This is a genomic window from Actinocrinis sp. (assembly GCF_035938995.1).
Taxonomy (GTDB): domain Bacteria; phylum Actinomycetota; class Actinomycetes; order Streptomycetales; family Catenulisporaceae; genus DASZGI01.
Window position 1 is genome coordinate 1 of sequence record NZ_DASZGI010000105.1, and the last position, 18,232, is coordinate 18,232.

Annotated in this window: 16 protein-coding genes; 8 read left to right on the forward strand and 8 right to left on the reverse strand. The window is 68.4% G+C overall.

What is annotated here, in order from left to right; genetic code table 11:
• Positions 1-615: 615 nt before the first annotated feature.
• The 5 genes from VGZ32_RS06885 to VGZ32_RS06905 all read left to right on the forward strand — a co-directional run bounded on the left by VGZ32_RS06885 (position 616) and on the right by VGZ32_RS06905 (position 3,864).
• Complete coding sequence (locus tag VGZ32_RS06885; RefSeq protein ID WP_326885008.1) at positions 616-1,146, forward strand: hypothetical protein; 531 nt, start codon at positions 616-618, stop codon at positions 1,144-1,146.
• Between the two features lie 317 nt (positions 1,147-1,463).
• A complete protein-coding gene (locus VGZ32_RS06890; protein WP_326885009.1) occupies positions 1,464-2,153 on the forward strand; it encodes a biliverdin-producing heme oxygenase in 690 nt (229 codons plus the stop codon).
• Positions 2,154-2,179: 26 nt separating this feature from the next.
• On the forward strand, positions 2,180-2,980 hold the full coding sequence (locus VGZ32_RS06895) for a DUF1838 family protein (protein ID WP_326885010.1): 801 nt from the start codon (positions 2,180-2,182) through the stop codon (positions 2,978-2,980).
• A 90-nt stretch (positions 2,981-3,070) separates the two neighbouring features.
• Complete coding sequence (locus VGZ32_RS06900) at positions 3,071-3,544, forward strand: hypothetical protein (RefSeq protein ID WP_326885011.1); 474 nt, start codon at positions 3,071-3,073, stop codon at positions 3,542-3,544.
• Complete coding sequence (locus tag VGZ32_RS06905; RefSeq protein ID WP_326885012.1) at positions 3,541-3,864, forward strand: DUF2470 domain-containing protein; 324 nt, start codon at positions 3,541-3,543, stop codon at positions 3,862-3,864. The genes VGZ32_RS06900 and VGZ32_RS06905 overlap by 4 nt, the downstream gene beginning before the upstream one ends.
• A 4-nt stretch (positions 3,865-3,868) precedes the next feature.
• Here the strand turns inward: VGZ32_RS06905 and VGZ32_RS06910 are convergent, their stop codons facing one another.
• The 3 genes from VGZ32_RS06910 to VGZ32_RS06920 form a co-directional block, all read right to left on the reverse strand.
• Positions 3,869-4,081, reverse strand: a complete 213-nt coding sequence (locus tag VGZ32_RS06910; RefSeq protein ID WP_326885013.1) for a hypothetical protein — start codon at positions 4,079-4,081, stop codon at positions 3,869-3,871.
• A gap of 392 nt (positions 4,082-4,473) precedes the next feature.
• Positions 4,474-5,622 (reverse strand): epoxide hydrolase family protein, encoded by a 1,149-nt coding sequence (locus VGZ32_RS06915; protein ID WP_349263522.1) that lies wholly within the window; start codon positions 5,620-5,622, stop codon positions 4,474-4,476.
• A gap of 190 nt (positions 5,623-5,812) precedes the next feature.
• Positions 5,813-6,637 (reverse strand): MerR family transcriptional regulator, encoded by an 825-nt coding sequence (locus VGZ32_RS06920; protein WP_326885015.1) that lies wholly within the window; start codon positions 6,635-6,637, stop codon positions 5,813-5,815.
• 133 nt (positions 6,638-6,770) lie between these two features.
• On the opposite strand from VGZ32_RS06920, the gene VGZ32_RS06925 reads away from it, so the two are divergent.
• Entirely contained in the window at positions 6,771-7,142 is a 372-nt protein-coding gene (locus tag VGZ32_RS06925; RefSeq protein WP_326885016.1) for a nuclear transport factor 2 family protein, read from the forward strand.
• Positions 7,143-7,356: 214 nt separating this feature from the next.
• Here the strand turns inward: VGZ32_RS06925 and VGZ32_RS06930 are convergent, their stop codons facing one another.
• Together VGZ32_RS06930 and VGZ32_RS06935 are read right to left on the reverse strand one after the other, a co-directional pair.
• Positions 7,357-8,400, reverse strand: a complete 1,044-nt coding sequence (locus tag VGZ32_RS06930; protein ID WP_326885017.1) for a hypothetical protein — start codon at positions 8,398-8,400, stop codon at positions 7,357-7,359.
• 459 nt (positions 8,401-8,859) lie between these two features.
• Entirely contained in the window at positions 8,860-10,155 is a 1,296-nt protein-coding gene (locus VGZ32_RS06935; RefSeq protein ID WP_326885018.1) for an MFS transporter, read from the reverse strand.
• Positions 10,156-10,373: 218 nt separating this feature from the next.
• Between VGZ32_RS06935 and VGZ32_RS06940 the strand changes: the two genes are divergently transcribed.
• Together VGZ32_RS06940 and VGZ32_RS06945 are read left to right on the forward strand one after the other, a co-directional pair.
• Positions 10,374-11,690 carry an epoxide hydrolase family protein gene (locus VGZ32_RS06940; protein ID WP_326885019.1) on the forward strand — a complete coding sequence of 439 codons (1,317 nt, stop codon included), beginning with the start codon at positions 10,374-10,376 and terminating at the stop codon, positions 11,688-11,690.
• A gap of 57 nt (positions 11,691-11,747) precedes the next feature.
• On the forward strand, positions 11,748-13,013 hold the full coding sequence (locus tag VGZ32_RS06945) for an epoxide hydrolase (RefSeq protein ID WP_326885020.1): 1,266 nt from the start codon (positions 11,748-11,750) through the stop codon (positions 13,011-13,013).
• Positions 13,014-13,063: 50 nt separating this feature from the next.
• Here VGZ32_RS06945 and VGZ32_RS06950 read toward each other — a convergent pair whose 3' ends face one another.
• The 3 genes from VGZ32_RS06950 to VGZ32_RS06960 form a co-directional block, all read right to left on the reverse strand.
• Positions 13,064-13,591 carry a MarR family winged helix-turn-helix transcriptional regulator gene (locus VGZ32_RS06950; RefSeq protein WP_326885021.1) on the reverse strand — a complete coding sequence of 176 codons (528 nt, stop codon included), beginning with the start codon at positions 13,589-13,591 and terminating at the stop codon, positions 13,064-13,066.
• A 152-nt stretch (positions 13,592-13,743) separates the two neighbouring features.
• Positions 13,744-14,310, reverse strand: a complete 567-nt coding sequence (locus VGZ32_RS06955; protein ID WP_326885022.1) for a dihydrofolate reductase family protein — start codon at positions 14,308-14,310, stop codon at positions 13,744-13,746.
• Positions 14,311-14,508: 198 nt separating this feature from the next.
• Positions 14,509-18,232 (reverse strand): carboxyl transferase domain-containing protein (locus tag VGZ32_RS06960; RefSeq protein ID WP_326885023.1); only part of this gene is annotated, 3,724 nt, incomplete at its 5' end.

The window sequence follows — 18,232 nt, forward strand, 5'->3', positions numbered from 1 at the left end:
ACTGGCGGCGCACGAGGGCGGCTTCTCCGACCCGGGGGCGGAGCACGTCACCAGCGTGGTCTTCTCGGTCACCCCGACGAAGATCGACGCGCACGCCAAGGGCGACCCGTTCGGCGCCACGACCCACCGCTTCTGACCGCCCACCGGGCGGCCTCGGACACTCACCGTGCGCGCGCCGGGCGGTCCAAGCCGCCTGCCGCACTGCGCCAGGCGCCCCCACCCCGCGAGGACGTGAACGTCGAGTGCATATCCGCGCAGCAGTGGGTGCACGTTTTTGGTGTTCGAGTTGAGGGGATGGAGCCGTCGGCCCTCTGCCGTGGCCGACGGCAAGGGTTCGATCGGGCATGGCGGTGCTCTCTCGCCGCGCCGACGCGCCGATCAAGTTGACCGGCCTGAACCCGCGCGTTGCCGGGTGGCCCGCCAGCATCCAGCTGATCGCCCGGCGCGCCCACCTCTCCAGACGTCATCTGGGCAGGCTGACCGAGTGTGTGCTGAAAATCCATCCACACGTTTCCCGTTTCGCCGAGCATCACCACCGTCCGTGGCCGCCGACCAGGGGAACGGAGCAGGCCGGATGTTCGTTATATGGCGGATGGTTGCTTGGCGGGAGGCGGCGTGAACGAGTTCGAAGACCGTTTGGCGACGGTGGTGCGCATGCAGGCAGACCTGCTGGAACTGGTGCACCGCGAAACCTTGGACATCGTGACGGCGCGCAAGCACCTCGAGGAGCGGATCGAGGATCTCGAAGAGGGCTCCCGCCGGATCGGCGAGCAGCACAGCGCCGCCGCAGCGGCTGGCGAAGACCGGGCCGATCTTCTCGCGGACCAGTCTGCGCGCGCCCAGCAGCGCATCCAGGAACTGCGCGGCGACCTTAGCGGGCTACGCGGCGCTGAGGATCTGCTGACCGCCCGGGCGGCTGTGATGCAGGATCAGATCTCTGATTTCCGGAACACGATGGCACTGGTCTCGGCCAAGGTCGTCGCCGCCCGTACCTCGGCCGTCGCGGGCGAGGCCCTCGACACGCTGCGCGACGCGCTGACGTATATCGAGCTTGTAGTTGCCGAGTCGAGACAACGACCCGCTGAGCGGCGGAAGGTGACGATCACTCCGGCCCCGTCGCCACCTTCCGGGCAACCGCCTGCCTGAGGCTCAAAGCATTGAAGGGCTTCACGAAGCCTGGCTTGACAATCCCCATGGGGAAGCTCATTGCGTAAGTGTTTGCGTCGACGTACGCCTCACCGGCGACCTTTCCTTACCGTTGCACGAGCGGACACAAAGCCCTGGATAGTGAGGCACCCATTGCAATCCTCGGCTGCTTACTTCAGCCGCATGATAGATCCTCGGATGTGTAGCCGGCCTCGCAACCTTGCCGAGTCCGGCTTTTCGATCTTTCGCCACGAGGAACTTGACAGACCGTCAAAAACGCACCAACAATCCCGAAAACGAGGACAAGAAGGTTCGCCATGACCGCCCCGACCGACCGAACTTCGGCCGACACGTGGTTTTCTCGTGCTCTGAAGAGCAGGACGTGGGGTGGCCACCAGCGCGCTGAGTGCACCGACTATATGCAGGCCGTCCTCGGGGGGAAGCTGGCCCTCGAGGGCTACGCTGCCATGGTCGCCCAGCTCTACTTCGTGTACGTGGTGCTGGAGGAGGCGGCCGAGGCCATGCGCGCCGACCAGGTCGGCGGCAAGTTCGTGTTCGACTCTCTGCTGCGTACCAAAGCACTGCGAGCGGATCTGGAGTACCTCGTCGGCGCCGACTGGCCCTCCCGAATCGAGCCGACCGGAGCCACCAGGAAGTACTGCGCGCGGATGCACGAGGTGTGCTTCGACTGGCCAGGCGGCTTCATCGCACACAGCTACACGCGCTACCTCGGGGACATCTCTGGGGGCCAGATCATCCGTACCGCACTGGAGCGGGCATTCCCGACAGAGCTCGTCAACGGTCGAGGCATCGCTTTTTATCAGTTCCCTGGCATCGCGGACCTCAGCACGTTCAAGAGGGAGTACAGGCAGCTGCTGGACACCGTCACCTGGTCGACACAGGAGCAGGCAAAGGTGATCGACGAAGCGCTGGTTGCCTACCAGCTGAACACCGACGTACTGGTCGAGCTGGGTGGCGACCTGCCGCGCTACCTGGAACGCTCGTGAGTGCTGAGCCCGTCCGGAGGCAAGCTGTGTCCTTCGATCCTGCCGCTCTCAGTCCGCGCCGGCAGCTCGATGCGCTGGCCAGGATCAGGTCCGCCACGGATGGTTCGCAGGTCACCTTATGGTGGTGCGGCGATGTCTACGCCGCGGCGCCGCACGCGCCGTATCGCCGCATCTTCGGCTTCGAGGGCGTGAACGTGTCCCGGCTGGTCGAAGTCGACGGCGGCTGGGAGCTGCTGGCCCGGGAGGCCGCCTTCTATCTGGACCCGCACGACCGCTCGATCGCCGAGCGCTGGCTCAACCCGGAGACAGGCGAAGAGGTCGCTGTCGGCCATGTATGGAACGATCCGGCCAACCAGCGCTGGCTGGTGGATTCCCCGCGCGGGCCGTTCCGCTTGCCGATGACCGTGCTCGGCGATCAAGTGTGCGTCAACGTGGACGTCCCACTGGCCTATCCCTCGCCCCTGCCTACCTCGCAGTACCCGGACAACTCGGCCGACGACACCTACCGGGCCCTGGAGCTGTTCCAGTTCTATGCGCCGCTGGCCGCGCTCGCCGACGAATCAGTGCTCTCCGTTCCGCACACGCTGTCGTGGTCACGCGTGTCACCGTGGCTGCCGTGGATGCGGATGGGCAAGCGGGCCGGCGGCCTGGTGTTCCACTGCCGCGGCCGCAAACTCGGGGCTTGGAATGAAGCACCCGCGCGCATACGCACCTACATCGCCGAGCACCATCCCGAGTACGCGACCGCACCGCAGGCGTGGTCAGAGCCGAACGAGACCAGCTGGACTTACTTCCGCAGGCAGCATCCGAAGCAGGGCCCGCAGTGACGTGCCCCGTCCAGCGGACGTCGGCGCGGTGGGCGTAGACGACGCCGCAACGGCGGGTCAGCCTGGGGTTATGCCGATCGAGGGAGAGCCATGGGGATCAGGGAAGGAATGCCCTTGCTGGCCAAGCATGAGGGCTACTGGGAGGGCACCTACATCCACGTCGACCTCGAGGGGAAGATCACCGACCAGCACGCCTCACACCTGGCCTGCCTGTTTCCGGACGGCGAGGCGTTTCCTTACCGCCAGGTCAACACCTACACCTGGCCCGACGGACGGGTCGAGGTGCACGAGTTCCCCGGGAGCTATGACGGCTACGGTCGGATGCATTTCGACACCGAGCGGATCAAGGGGGTCGTCTGGGCTTTGGACGAGAACACCCTCTATCTCACCTGGATCTTCAAGGAGCGGGGCACCGACCTGCGTCTGTTCGAGATGATCGTGCTCTCCGACGACGGCAACGACCGCTGCCGGACGTGGCAGTGGGTCCGGGACGGTCGGATCGAGATGCGTACCCTGATCGACGAGCACCGCGTCGACCGGCCGTCCACTGGCGGGCAATCGTGAGCGACGCAGCGAAGAACCCGTTCTCGGCCGAGATCGTGCAGGCCGTCGCCGACCACATGAACCGCGACCACCGCGAGGACAGCCTCCTCATCGTCCGTGCGCTGGGCGGGCGGCCGCAGGCGACCGCCGCCTCGGTCACCGACGTCGACAGTGCGGCCATCACCTTCGACGCAGAGGTGGACGGCCGCCGCGAGGCGGTCCGCGTGCCGTGGAGCGCCCCGATCACCGCGCGGTCGGCGATCCGAACCGAAGTGGTTCGGATGTATTACGAGTCCTGTATCGCGCTCGGCGTGGAGCCGAGGCCGGCCGAACAGCGCTGACGGCTCAACTATCATCCAGGGTGCCGGCGAGCCGGATGGCGGAGACGGCGGTCAGGGTGGCGTCGTAACCCATGATCGTGTTGCCATCGATCAGCGAACTGGCCGGGAACTGCGTGTAGGCCTTGCAGAATGTCGAATAGCCCTGATATTTGTACGTGCATGGCGCGCCGGAGCTCGTGCCCCACTCGTCCGGATGCGCGACGCCTGCGTAATACACGTTGCAGCACGGTCTTACCGGTGCCGCGACGGCCCATCAGAAGCATGATGGGTGGAGGCTGCGTCGGCACACCCCTGCGCCTGAGGCGGGCACGCACGAGATCAACCGTCTGCCGTCGACCTGGCCATTCGATGTCGATGGTCTGCAGCACGCATCTCCCCATCCGCGATCAAGACCCCGGCCGGCGACGCCGCCAAATGTGACTCACATCATATTCGAATCCTGAAGATGTACGCCGCAGTCCGGATCGCTACGCCCGATGGTCCGTCACCGGGAATGACAGGTTCTTGAGATGCGCATCGGCCTCTCGCCGCCGTAGGTCCATCAGGCCGCATGTTGTCGAATCGCTGGGAAGCGGGCGTCGTCCGGGGGCGTTGCACGGGGATCGGCGTTCATAGCAGAGCGCGGAGTCCGGCGCGCACTTCGGCGACGAACTCGCCAGGCGCCTCGTAGGCGGCGAAATGGCCACCCCTCTTTGGCGTGCCGTAGTGGCGCAGGTCGGTGTAACGGGTCCGTGCCCAGCGCTCGGACAGGGCGACGTTGTCCGCTGGAAAGCGAGAGTAAGCAGTCCGCGCGGGCACTTCGTCGAAGCTCCCAACGCTCGACGCGAGCGAGTGCCAGTACAGGCGAGCCGAGGAGGCCGCCGCCGCGTTCAGCCAGTAGACCATCACGTTGTCGAGCAACTCGTCCTTGGTGAAGGAGTTCTCGACGTCCTCGCCGTAGTCCGACCAGGTCTTGAACTTCTCGACGATCCAGGCGAGCTGGCCGACCGGGGAGTCGGTCAGGCCGTAACCGACCGTCTGCGGCTTGGTGGCCTGCTCGATCGCGTAGCCGCCCTCGGCCTCGCCGGAGTGCTGGAGGCGGGCGAGGTACCCCTGCTCCTCCTCGTTCGGCCCGCCGAGCTCCATCAGTTTCGCCGGGTCGGCGAGCGCCCAGTTTATGTGGATCCCTATCAACTTGGCCGGATCGGCCAGCCGCCCGATCGCCGTGCTGACAAGGGCGCCCCAGTCGCCGCCCTGGGCGACCCAGCGCTCATAGCCGAGCCGTTCCATCAGCTCGATCCACGCCTGCGCGATCTTCTCGACGCTCCAGCCGGTCGCGGTCGGCTTGCCGCTCCACCCGTGGCCGGGGAGCGACGGGATCACCAGCTCCAGCGCGTCGGACGCCTCCCCGCCGTGGCCGACCGGATCCACGAGCGGATCGATCACCTTGTCGAACTCGATCACCGATCCCGGCCAGCCGTGCGTCATGACGCACGGCGTCGCCCCTTCGACGGGCGAGCGCACTCGCAGGAAGTGGATGTCCACGCCGTCGATCGTCGTCCTGAACTGCTCGTAGCGGTTCAGCCGGTCAGCGACGCGCCGCATGTCGTAGGAATTCTCCCAATATTCGGCGAGCTCCTGGACGTACCCGAGCGGTATCCCCATCGACCAGTCCCCGACGGGCTCCTTCTCCGGCCATCTCGTTCGCGCTAGCCGCTCGCGGAGGTCATCGATCGTCGCATCGCTGATCTCGACACGGAATGGACGGACCCCGGCTATGTCGCTCCCTGCTGGCTGTTGTGGTCGTGCGGCGTTACTCACGTCATCTCCCTCACCTGGTTCGCGGATTGCTTTTTTGTTCATTGATTCCGATATCAGGTCAAGGGCCGCAACGTGGCCCGTTCGACAGGGCACCCGAGCGCCGCCTCCCGGCCCCCATGCCGGCGCGCTTCACGCACTAGCCGGATAGTTAGCGTGGGTGCCGGGCTTGGAAGATCGGCCATCCGACTTCGGTACGCCACAGGGATTCGTCTCGGGTTTCAGCGGGCCCGACCAGGTAGTACTCGCGAATCGGCCCGTCGACCGCGAGCTCATGCCGGGTCACGTAAGCGGCCAGGACACCGTAAGTTCGGTCGATGTCGGTGTGGGGACCGGGGTGGACGATAGTCGCCAGTTCTGCCGGTGGGATCACCGTGGCGCTCACGCGTCCAATCGGCTCGGGCACCGGATCGCACGGAAGGAAGACCGTGGCTCGTCCCCGGTCCTCGGTGAACAGCTCCGTGTCGAAGATGCCCCCGGCGGGCCCGGCCGGGTTGATGTCCTGGGCGGACAGCGTCGCGGCCAGTTCGCCGATGGCTCCGCGATACCACGTCAGGGCGTCGGCCTTGTCAACGATGTCGGTGATGACCGCGGCCGGCGTCGAGGCGAGACGGCGGTGATCGATGGGGACATTGGCCTGGGGGTGATCCAGCAACTCTCGCAGGGAGGTGACCGCTTCTTGGGTCCGAGCCAGGCTTGACTCCAGACGGGCCAGATGGTTGGCGATCACCCGGTTTCGAATCGCGACGTCGGGAGCCTGAAGCACGGTATGGATCTCTTCGAGTGGCATATCCAGGTCGCGGAAGCGGCGGATGATCTGAGCCGCGACGATCTGCTCGGTGGCGTACCGCCGATATCCGGTGTCCGCATCCACAGCGGCCGGCTCCAACAGGCCGATCTCGTGGTAATGGCGAAGCATCTTCACGCTCAGGTGCGTGGCCCGCGAGAAGTCGCCGATGGCAAGCGTTGAGGTCACGAGCCCAGTCTGGGATCTCCCCCGATGGGAGAGTCAAACCGTGGATCAGCCCTTGACCCTCCCCTCGCAGGAAGGCGGAGGCTGGGTGTCGACGGGCTACGAGCTGGCCCGAGGAAGAGAGGAGCCACCACCCATGACCAGCCAGGTGATCACCGCACTGCCCCCGGTCGTTGCCGAGCACATCGCCGCGGTCAACGCCTTCGACACCGACCGTATCGTCGCCACCTTCGCCCCGGACGCCTACGTGAACGACAACCGCCGCGAGATCTGGGGCATCGAGGCCATCCGCGCGTTCATGGCCAAGGAGTTCGTCGGCGATCGCGTCACGATGGAGGTCAGGGAGGTCGTCGACCATTACGGCGACATCATCGTGCGCGCCAAGTACGACGGCGACTATGACAAGACCAACCTGCCGGAGGAACTGATCATGACCAGCTACTTCTCCCTGCGAGACGGGAAGATCGTCAGCCTGGCCGTCATCCGCAACCAGCCCTCACCGTACTGAGTGACTGAGTGCGATCACTCGCGTCGGGTTCTGATCCCGCGGCGGATGGCACGTTCTTCCCTCTCGTCGCGCGCAGCCCGCGCGAACGTCGACCTCGGCGTGGCAGAGCTCTCCTACCGAGCGCGATGCCCCTGGTCAGGCCCGCTGACCAGGGGCGATCCCGCACGCTGTGAGGAACGCGGCACGAGCGGTGGTGGAGGCCGCGGCCCGTGCGCTAGCTGATCGGGGTGAGTTCGAAGCCGAACGTCTGGCCGTTGCTGTTGGAAGCGGTCCCGACGATCACGCCGTTGCCGTTGATCCCGTCGGCGGTGAGCAGGGTGAACCCGGATCCGGGGGCGATCAGGCTGTTCAGGTCGGTGGCCTGGCCGTTCTGGTAGACGAATGCGTGGCCGTTGCCGCCTTGGCCGACGACCACGCCGTTGTCGTTGATCGCGTTCGCCACGGCATCGCCGCCCGGAGTTCCGGTGCCCGGGGCGTTGAGGTCGGTGACCGTGCCGTTGGCGAAGAGCACGGCGTGGGCGTCAGAGTCGGACAGTTCCACGTCGGCCCCGACGGCCTGTCCGGTCGAGTTGACCGCCAGCGCCTCGGAGGTGAGGCTGCCGGGCAGCATGCCGAGCGCCTTGATGGTGCCGTTCTGCCATGCGGCGGCTTGGAAGTCCGACGTCGTGGTGTCGGCCTGGCCGACGATCAGGCCCGAGTTGTTGACGGCGATCGGCTCGACGTCGACGCCGCCGTTGGGCAGCGCCGGCAGCCTGGTGACGGTGCTGCCGTTGATCGTGAACCCGACGTCGCCCCGGTTGGAGCCGAACCCGGTGATCAGGCCGTTGTCGTTGATCGAGGTCAACTCGGGGGAGGAGACGAGGTTCTGGAGTCCGAGCTTCGTCCCCAGGTCGGTCGGGGTGGCGCTGTCGGCCCACTCGACCGCGGCCTGGTTGCCGGTGGCGAATGACGTAGCCGTGCCGACGATGTCGGCACCGGCGTTGATCGCGTCGGGGCTGGAGACGGAGTTGGTGTTCGCCGGATCGCCCGGCGAGCCCAGGAACACCATCTTCGTGGTGCCGGCGGCCAGCAGGAAGCCCTCCTGAACCTTGGCCCCCTTCTCGATCGCGATGCCGAAGACGTCTGCGTTCTTATTGATCCCGAACAGTTCCGTGCCCGAGCTGCCGACAATCGTCAGCTTGTACTGCGGTGTCGCCGCGTGCGCGGGCGAGGCGAACGCTGAGCCCGCGAGCGCCGCCGCGGCGGCCAGCGTGCCCACAGTCCGTGCGCGGCCAGGCGGCAACGTGCGTCCTGTCCGAGCGCTCCGCCCCGCACGCCGCGTCGGCCACACATGTACATGAGTCATCGGTACTCCCTGTCGTGGAGGGTTTGAGCCGCGTCAGCCGGTCAGACCACGGCTTCGGTCTCTCTTAGTGATATGAGCGGGGGTTACGTCCAGGGATGCGGGGCGGGTAGCCCGAGGGAGTTTCGGCCTCGGGCTACCCGCAGAGAAGTAGGCCGCCGACGAGGTGCCCGTGGTGACCCGCGACCAGAGATGGCGGCTACCGTAGGGCCCTGATTCTCCGTGTGCTGCCGGTCGAGGCCGCGGCTCAGGGCGTCACGCGGTCACGGGAAAGTTCTGATCGAAGAGAATGTCAGGAGCGTGCTGGGTCTTGAGCTCGCGCAGCTGACGAGGATGCCGCGCGCGTAGCGTCGTTCCTCGCCCTCGGCGGCGCCGTCATCTGCTGGCGACGACTACAGAACTCACTTTGCGAGGAGTCCGAAGCAGGACCAGCGCACCCAGGGCGGCGATGACGGTGGCGACGATGAGCGCGCCGCCGGGACCTTGCGTGTCGTAGACGATCCCGCCGGCCGCTGAGCCGGCGGCCAGGGATCCCTGAAGCGCGGAGACGAAAAGCGCCAGACCTCCCTCGACGTTGGCCGGCATCGCCTGGGCCATCCAGCTCTGTGCGGCCACCGGTACCGCCCCGAAGCCCAACCCCCAGACGGCGACCAGCGCGATCGTCAACGGTCTGGCGCCGGTGATGGTCGCGAGCAGCAGGGTGCTGACAGCGATCAGGAGGCCGGAACCCAGGAGGGTCGCTCGCAGATGCCTGCGGACGGTGACGCCCGCGGTGAAGTTGCTGACCGCGCCGGCCAGGCCGAATCCGAGCAGCACGAGCGTGATCGCGTCGGCGCCGAGGCCGGCTCGGGCGCGGAGCAGCGGCCCGATGTAGGTGTACGCGGCGAAGTGGGCGAAGAAGATCGCGCTCGCCGCCACCAGGCCCGTTCGCGGGGCCGGCAGGGTGATCACCGTGAGCAGGGCTCTGGGTTGGACCCGTCCGCCCGCGCCCAGCCGCGGCACCGCGACGAGTTGAGCCGCGACGGCGACGGCCGCGAAGACGGCGGCGACCGCGAACGCGATCCGCCACGTGGTCAGCGTGCCGATCAGCGATGCCGCCGGCAGGCTGGCGACGGTCGCGATGAAGATCCCTGAGCTGACCACCGCCACCGCGGTGCCGCGCGCCCGCTCACTCACCAGGGCGATCGCGGCTCCGGCCCCGAACACCCAGAACCCGCCGATACAGACTCCCAGCACCGCGCGGGCCGCGAGCATCACCCCGATGTCCGGTGCGATGCCGCTGATCACGTTGGAGACCAGGACCAGCGCACTGAGCGCGACCAGCAGGGCGCGCCGTTCCAGTCGTGCCGAGCAGAGGGTCAGCACCGGCGCGGCGAGCGCGGCGGCGACGGCCGGAATGACCACCATCAGGCCGCCGACTCCGATCGAGACGCGCAGATGCCCGCTGATGTCCGCCAGCAGTCCCACGGGGATCAGTTCCGAGAACACCAGGGCGAACGACCCCAGCGCGATGGACGCCACCGCGGCCCAGGCGTTGCGTTCCACGGCTGTCTCGCGCGCGCCGATGCGGCAGGCGAGATGTACGGGCACGGCACGGTGGGCCGCGCGGCCGCTCCCTGCGGTGAGGGCGCCGGTTCCCGCTGACTCCGCGTCGCGGTTGGTCTCGGTCATCTCGAGGCTCCCCATCTCGGTCGTCGAACAGGCCGGACGCTGTAGGCCGCTTACCGCTGCTCGCCAATATACGTGACATATCATGTAATCGACAGTGCGAAGAGGGGTGATGGGGGAGGGGCCGCGCTTCGGGTCGGCGAGTCGCGTCTACAAATTACGTGATACATCACGTAAGCTCGAAGCGCCGAGGCAGACCGACCAGAGGAGTTGAATGGGCGATGGCCCAGATCACAGAGCGAGAAGGCGCTCCCGCGGCTTGGCCGGGACGTTCGGTCTCCCGCAGAGCGATGCTGCGCGCGGGCGGCGCCGTCACCCTCGCGGCGACAGCACCGGCCGCGCTGCTGTTGAACGCGCCACCTGCCGCGGCGGACACCGCCGTGCGCGGCCTCGTGCTTCCGCCCGCGACGACGGGCATCGAGCGGTTTCGCGTCCACGTCCCCGAGCAAGCGCTGCGCGATCTCAAGGCGCGCCTGGCACGCACGCGGTGGCCCGACCGGGGCACGACCGACGGCTGGGAGCAGGGCGTGCCGCTCGCCCGCGCCCGAGCCGTCGCGGGCTACTGGGCCGAAGGCTACGACTGGCGTCGGTTCGAACGGCGTATCAATGCACTAAATCAGTACCGCACCCTGGTCGACGGGCTGGGCGTCCACTTCCTGCACGTGCGCTCCCCGCACCCCGGCGCCCTGCCGGTGATCCTCACCCACGGCTGGCCCGGCTCGTTCATCGAGTTCCTCGGCACTATCGGCCCGCTGACCGACCCCACACGGCACGGCGGGTCCGCCGCCGACGCGTTCCACCTCGTCATCCCCTCGCTGCCCGGCTTCGGATTCTCCGACAGACCCACGGTCACAGGCTGGGGTGTCGACCGCATCGCCGCAGCGTGGGACGCGCTGATGACGCGCCTGGGCTACTCCCGCTACGTCGCCCAGGGCGGCGACTGGGGATCAGGCGTCACCCACGCGCTGGCCAAGCTGGCGCCGCCCGCGCTGGCCGGCATCCACACCAACTTCCCGACCTTCCTCTTCGACCCGCCCGTCAGCGCGGTCCCGACGCCGCCGGAAACCGCGGCGCTCGCCCAGATCAATGCCTTCCTCACCCACGGAGCCGGCTACCTGAAGGAGATGACCACCCGGCCCCAGACCATCGGCTACGAACTCGCCGACTCTCCCAGCGGCCTGGCCGCCTGGATCTACGAGAAGTTCGCGACCTGGACCGACAGCGACGACGCCCCGGAATTCGGGATCGACGCGGCCCTGGACGACATCACCCTGTACTGGCTGACCAACACGGCGACCTCGTCGGCGCGGATCTACTGGGAAGACCCCGTCACCGTGCGGCCGTCACTCAGCCTGCCCGTCGGGGTCTCGGTCTTCCCCAAGGAGATCATCCGCGCGCCCCGCATCTGGGCGGAACGCTGCTACAGCAACCTGATCCACTTCAACGACCAGATCCCCCACGGCGGGCACTTCGCGGCCTGGGAGGTACCAGGGCTCTTCGTCAACGAAGTGCGCGACACCTTCCGGCCGCTGCGCTAGCGCCGCCCGGCACCCGGATTCCCCGATCCCGTCGAACGATCCTCAGGAGCATCGGTCATGACCGCACCCTTCACGCGCCGCAGCATGCTGCTGGCGGCGGGACCCGCGACCCTCGCAGTCCCGGCCGGGGCCGCTCACGCCGCAGCGGCGACTCCCGCCGGCGTCCTCCCTGCTCCGCTGCCCGGTGAGATCGTCCCGTTTCAGGTCCACGTCCCACAAGACGCCATCGACGACTTGCACGACCGACTGGCCACCACCCGCCTGCCGGACCCGGAGACCGCCGCCGGCTGGGTCCAGGGCTCGCCCCTGCCCAATGTCCGGGCCCTGATCGAATACTGGCGCGACCGTTACGAGTGGCGCCGGCTCGAACGGCGGCTCAACAGCCTGCCGCAGTTCCGCACCACGATCGACGGCCTGGCGTTCTACTTCATCCACGTGCGCTCGCCCCATCCGAACGCCCTGCCGATCATCCTCACCCACGGATGGCCGGGCTCGGTCCTCGAATTCCTCGACGTCATCGGTCCGCTCACCGACCCGGTCGCGTACGGCGGCGACGCCTCCGACGCCTTCGACGTGGTCATCCCGGCACTGCCAGGCTTCAGCTTCTCCGACAAACCGACCGAGCCGGGTTGGCGGCTGCCGAGGATCGCCACCGCTTGGAACACGCTGATGACGCGGCTGGGGTACTCGCGGTACGTCGCGCAGGGCGGCGACTGGGGCGCCGGAGTCACCACCTGGATGGCCGAGCAGCAACCGGCCGGACTCGCCGCCATCCACCTCAACCTCCCGGTGCTGTTCGCCCCGCCACCCCTGGACGGACCCCCGACCCCCGCGGAGCAGAAAGCGCTGGCGCAGCTGACTGCCTTCAACACCGATGGCGCCGCCTACGCACTCCTGCAGGGCACCCGCCCCCAGACGATCGGATACGGGCTCGCCGACTCGCCGACCGGTCAGGCGGCGTGGATCTACGAGAAACTCGGCGAATGGTCCGACAGCGACCTCAACCCCGACCAGCTGTTCGGCCGTGACCGGATCCTGGACGACATCAGCCTCTACTGGTTCACCGACACCGCCGCATCCTCGGCCAGGCTGTACGCCGAGAGCTTCACCACCGACTTTCGCACCCTCAAGGTCGACGTGCCGGTCGGGGTCAGCATCTTCCCCCGAGAGGTGTATCAGGCGCCGAAGATCTGGGCCGAACGCACCTACAGCCACCTGTTCTACTGGAACGACGACATCCCCAGGGGCGGCCACTTCGCAGCCTTCGAACAACCAGGCCTCTTCGTCACCGAACTGCGCAACTGCTTCCGCACGCTGCGATGACTGATACGCAGGGCCGCCACAGCGCTGAACCAGACCGGAAACGGTCAGCCTCAGTCCCGCGCGGGGCGCCAGTCGACCGGCGGCGGCAGCGTGCCCTGCTTGATGATGTTCGCGTACACGCTCTCCAACGCCTCCGTGAGCGGCCCGACGAGCTCGGTCGGCAACCCGTCGAAGAACAGGTTCCGGACGAGGTCGACATGTCCGGGCGCTGCCTGCTCGAGGACGTGGCGCCCGCCGTCGGTCAGCGTCACCTCGGTGACCCGCTTGTCGGCGGCCGACGGGGCGCAGTTCACCAGCCCCCGCGTGCTCATCCGCCGCACGTGGTGGGACACCCGGCTGCGTTCCCAGCCGATCTGGGCGGCGAGCACGGTGATCGGCATCCGCCCGTCGTCGGCGACGCTCAGGGCCGTGAGCACGTCGTAGTCGGGCAGCGAGAGGGCGTTGTCCGCGAGCAGCTGGCGGTTCATCTCATACGTCAGGCGCAGCTGGATCCGGATATAGGCCAGCCACGCCCGCTGCTGGTCGCCGTCGAGCCAGCCGCCCTCGGGTACCGGCTTAGCCCCGCCGTTACGTGACATATCACCTAGGCTTTCTTCTCGCCAGCATACGCACAATCGCCACCGCGGGCAGCGCACTCCCCCTTCCGGCAGTGGCCCTGGCCAGCACGGACGAGGATATCGGCAAGCGCAAAGGCCGTCGCAGCCTGCGTGCGAGCTGGCGGGCCGCCGGGTTAGCGGTGTCGCCGGTACCGCAGCTCTACGATCCCGTTGCTCGAGGCGGTGCTGGAGACCAGGTCGAGCTGGTAGGACTCGGGGACGCCGTCGAACAGCCGGGTGCCCTCGCCCGCGACGTAGGGGAACAAGCTCACCTGGAGTTCGTCGATCAGGTCGAGTCGCATGAGCGAGCGCCAGAGGCTGACGCCGCCCCAGACCACGATGTAGCCGTCGCCGCCCAGCCTGAGCTTGTCGATCTCTTCTGTGGTGTCACCAGCGGCGATGGTGGTGTTGGCCCAGTCAGCCGTCTTCAGGGTCCGGGAGAAGACGACCTTGCGCGCGGCGTTCAGGGTGTCGGCGAAGGGGTGGTCGGTGGACGTCGCCGTCATGGCCTCGGCGATGCCCTCGTAGGCGGCGCGGCCCATGATGTGCGCGTACGCGCTCCGGATAAAGTCGAGGTGCGCCGGGTCGTCGGGCTCACGGTTTTCGGGCAGGCTGAAGCAGAACTTCCAAAACTCGGTACCCTCGTCGGCGAGCAGGCCGTCGAGGGAATAGTTGAACACCGTCGCTATCAGCTTCCGCATGATCACAACTCCGTGGTCTGGGTTTAGCTTGACCCGCTTTCCCGGACGTGGTCCTGCCCCGGTCTGCTGGAGACAGCGGTGAGGTGATGCGGGCTGGCGGGAGTGGTTGCGTTCGAAGTCTAGGGACGCCTGCCAGCCGAGGGCAGAGTGGCGGCGCCGGCAGCCAGCGCCGCCACAAGGTCCCTAGCGCCGTTGGCGTCAGTCGAGACGTGCCTCGATCGCCTCGATGATGCGCGGGCGCAGCTCGGCGGCGCGGATGACGGTGTCCACCGAACCGACCCGCACCGCGCGCCGGATGTCGTGCACGCGGTCGAACTCAGTGGCGACTTCGCCGAGCTTCTCCGCGCGCACCGTCGCGCGCAGTTCGTCGAGTTCCGCGGTCAGTGCGGCGCGATCGGCGCCGGAAGCGGTCGTGACACGGGCTTCCATGTCCCGCACGCGCGGGTCGTTCGCCGTGCGCGAGCCGACCTCGCCGGAGAAGACCACCGCGGCGGCCGGGGCGCCGCCGAGCACCGAGGCGAACGAACCCTCGATCGCGAGGACGGTCATGTGCGGGTTGAGCGCCTTCGAGAAGACCACGAACGCTCCGCCGTGGTACCGCGAGATCACGCAGAACACGATCGGGCCGCGGAAGTTGACGATCGCGCGGCCGATCTCCGCGCCGTACTCCAGTTGGAGCTTTCGCATCGACTCGGGCGAGCCGTCGAAGCCGGACAGGTTCGCCAGCACGACGAGCGGCCGGTTGCCGCTGGCCGCGTTGATCGCCCGGGCGGCCTTCTTCGAGGACTGCGGGAACAGCGTGCCCGCGGTGTAAGCGTCTGGCCCGTCGGTGGGCGGGAAACCGCGGCGCGGCACCGGCCGCGACTCGATACCCAGCAGGCACACCGGCATCCCGCCGAGGTGGACGTCCTGCACGACGGCGGTGTCCGCGTCGGCCATGCCCGCCCAGCGCTCCAGCACCGGGTGGTCCTGGTCGGCGACCGCGCGCATCACGGTCCGGATGTCGAACGGCTTCTTGCGGTCGGGGTTGGCCTCGGCGGAGAAGATGTCGCCGACGGTGGTGAAGTCGCTGCCCTCGACAGCGTGCGGGTAGCTCGTGACATCGCGGTCGACGGGGTCGGTCGTCTGCGCCCGCCGCGGCATCCGCTCGCCGGGCGCGACGTAGGTGTGGTCGTAGTGCGCCATCAGCACATGGCGCGCCGCGGTCAGGTCCGGCGCCCAGTACTGGGCTTGACCGTTCGGGCCCATCACGCGGTCGTAGCCGCCGATGCCGAAGTTGTCCTCGGCCGACACGCCGCCGGAGAAGTCGAGCGAGTGCTTGCCCGTCAGCACCATCGCCGAGTCCGGCGTCATCACCAGGATGCCCTTGGTGTGCATGAGCATCGTCGCCTCGGCGTTCCAGTAGGGCTGCGCGCCGACGTTGATGCCGGCCACCACGATGTTGATCTCGCCGCCGGCCTGGGTGAACTCGACGATCCGCTTGAGTGCGGCGGCCACCCAGTCCATGTTCTCGGTGCCGGACTCCATCGAGATCCGGGCACCGGCCGACAGCGCGTACCACTCCACCGGCACGCGCATCCGCTCGGCGAGGTCCAGCGCGGCGACGACGCGGCGGCACTCCGGTTCGGACAGCGCGCCGAGCGATTTCGTCGGGTCGCCGAGCAGCGCCACCCGCGTGATCCCCTCGGGGTACCGGGCGGTCCGCGTGGTGACGACTCCGGCGACGATCGCCGCGGTGTTGCGGCCCTTCGGCCGGTCCACCGGGGCGAGTTCGCCGGTGTCGTCGAGGTCGTATTCCGTGAATGTGCCGAGCACGTCGGTCAGCTCGTACGGGTAGACGGTGTTGCGGCTGCTGGCGCGCAGCACCTTCTGCCGGTAGCCGTCGAGCGGCTCGATCAGCTCGTCCGACGGTTCGCCGATGGTCAGCCGGCTGCCGCCGGTGGCGTCGAAGGTGACGTGCATCGCGACTTTGGCCAGCGTGCCGGTGTCCGGGTCGCGCAGCCGGCCGATCAGCTCGATCTCCTCGAGCCCGGCGCCCGCCGTGGTCGGCAGCACGCGCGCGGCGATCGTGTCCAACTCCGCGCGGGTGATAGCGCTCGGCGGCCACACATAGACGACGATCCGGTTGGTGGGGAAGCGGTTCTTGCCCGGCCGGCGCGACTGCGCCCGGCGGATCGAGTCGAGGCAGGCGGCGACGGTGTCCTCGGCCGTCGGCAGGGCGACCAGCCTTCCGTCGTGGTCGCGCAGCTCGGTCAGGTCACGCACCTGCGCGAACGCGACGAGCCGGTCGTCCGACGGGTCGTCGCGCGCGATGCACTGGAAGAGGTAGACCTCCTCGTCCGAGGACGGCAGCCGGGTGAGATCGAAGTTGCGCAGCCGTTCCAGCTGCATCCGCTGCGCGATGTACGGATGCAGGCCGCGGATCAGCCGCTCCTCGCTCAGGCCGTGCTCCGAGGGACGGAACGTGAAGTGATGGTGCATCACCTCGTGGCCGCGGCCCGCGACGGTGGTGGTGACCCTGCGGACCTGGCTCGGCAGCGGTCGCGCGTTGACGACCTCGTGCAGGGCGGCGGCCATCGCGTCGAAGCTCTCCGGCTGCTTCTCCCACGCGAGGTAGATGTCGGCGTCGACCTCGTCCGGGGCGCCGCCGGCGATGTCGGCCAGCCCGTGGAGCGCGGCCCCGAGTTCGTCGAAGCTCACCGCGGTGGAGACCAGCCGGGATCCGGCGCGTTCGGCGACCACGAACGTGTGGCCGGCGGCGTCGATCGTGCGGACGTGGACCAGACCCTTGTTGCCGTAGTACCGCCTGGTCAGCACTTCAAGCATCGGCGCGTGGCCTAGGCCGCCGCGGCCGAGCCGCTGGCCGAGCAGCCGCACCAGCGGTTCGGTGCTGGCGACCATCGCGGCGATCCGCTCGGCGCGGTCGGGTGCTTCCGGGTTCGCATCGAGGTAACGCAGATGCTTGCGGACTTCGGCGTACACGCGGGCGCGGTTGCGGCGCAGCAGCGGCTGCGCGAACCAGGCGAACACGACGCCGCGGGCGAGGTCGGAGACCACGGGGAAGCGCACCTGTGTCGCGGCGATCAGCTGCTCCAGCACGGGGCCTGCCGGCTCCCGCAGCGCCTCGCCGGGCGGCGCCTCGCGCAGCCACTCGCGCAGCAGCGTGACGACGACCGTGGCGTCAGACGCTGCCCGCTGCAACGCCAGGAAGATCCGGAAGACGGCCTCTTCCAGTTCCGGCGTGCGTTTCAAATCGGTGACGCCGTAGTGTCCGAGCGCTCTCGTGAGTTTGCCCTGGAACGAGGCCGGAAGGCCGGCGCGCTCCACGTCGAGGCTCTGCAAGTACGCGTGGAAGTATTCGCGGGCGCTGTGCACGTGGTCGCCGCCGCCGGGCTCCTCACCCACGGGCTTCTTGCGGCTCAGCTCGCTCACGTCGGCGAACACCGACATGAGCTCGATCTCCTCGGCGAGCGGCCGGTGCCCCGCGGCGGCGAGCTCGGCCCGGGCGGCCAGATAGTCGGCCAGCACCCTGTGCTCGTCTTGCGGGTCGACGTCGAAGCCGAGCAGCAGGCTGCGCAGATCTTGCAGCCCGCGGTCGATCCGCTCGCGCGCCGGCACGCCGGACGACCCCGCGGGCAGCTCCAACTCGACGGCCTCGGCGGAGTTCGGGGCATGCGCGGCGGCGCTGTCATCGCCTTCGTCGGCCAGCGGCTCCAGCCGCAACAGCGGCGCGCCGGACTCGACCTGGCTTCCGACCGACACCGCGCACTCCTTGAGCCGCGCGCGGAACGGCGCCCGCAGCACCGTCTCCATCTTCATGCTCTCCAGCACGATGATTGGGGCTCCCGCCTCCACCTCGTCGCCGGCGGCCAGTGGGGTGGCGACCACCAGGGCGGGCGCCGGGGATCGCACGACGCCGCCT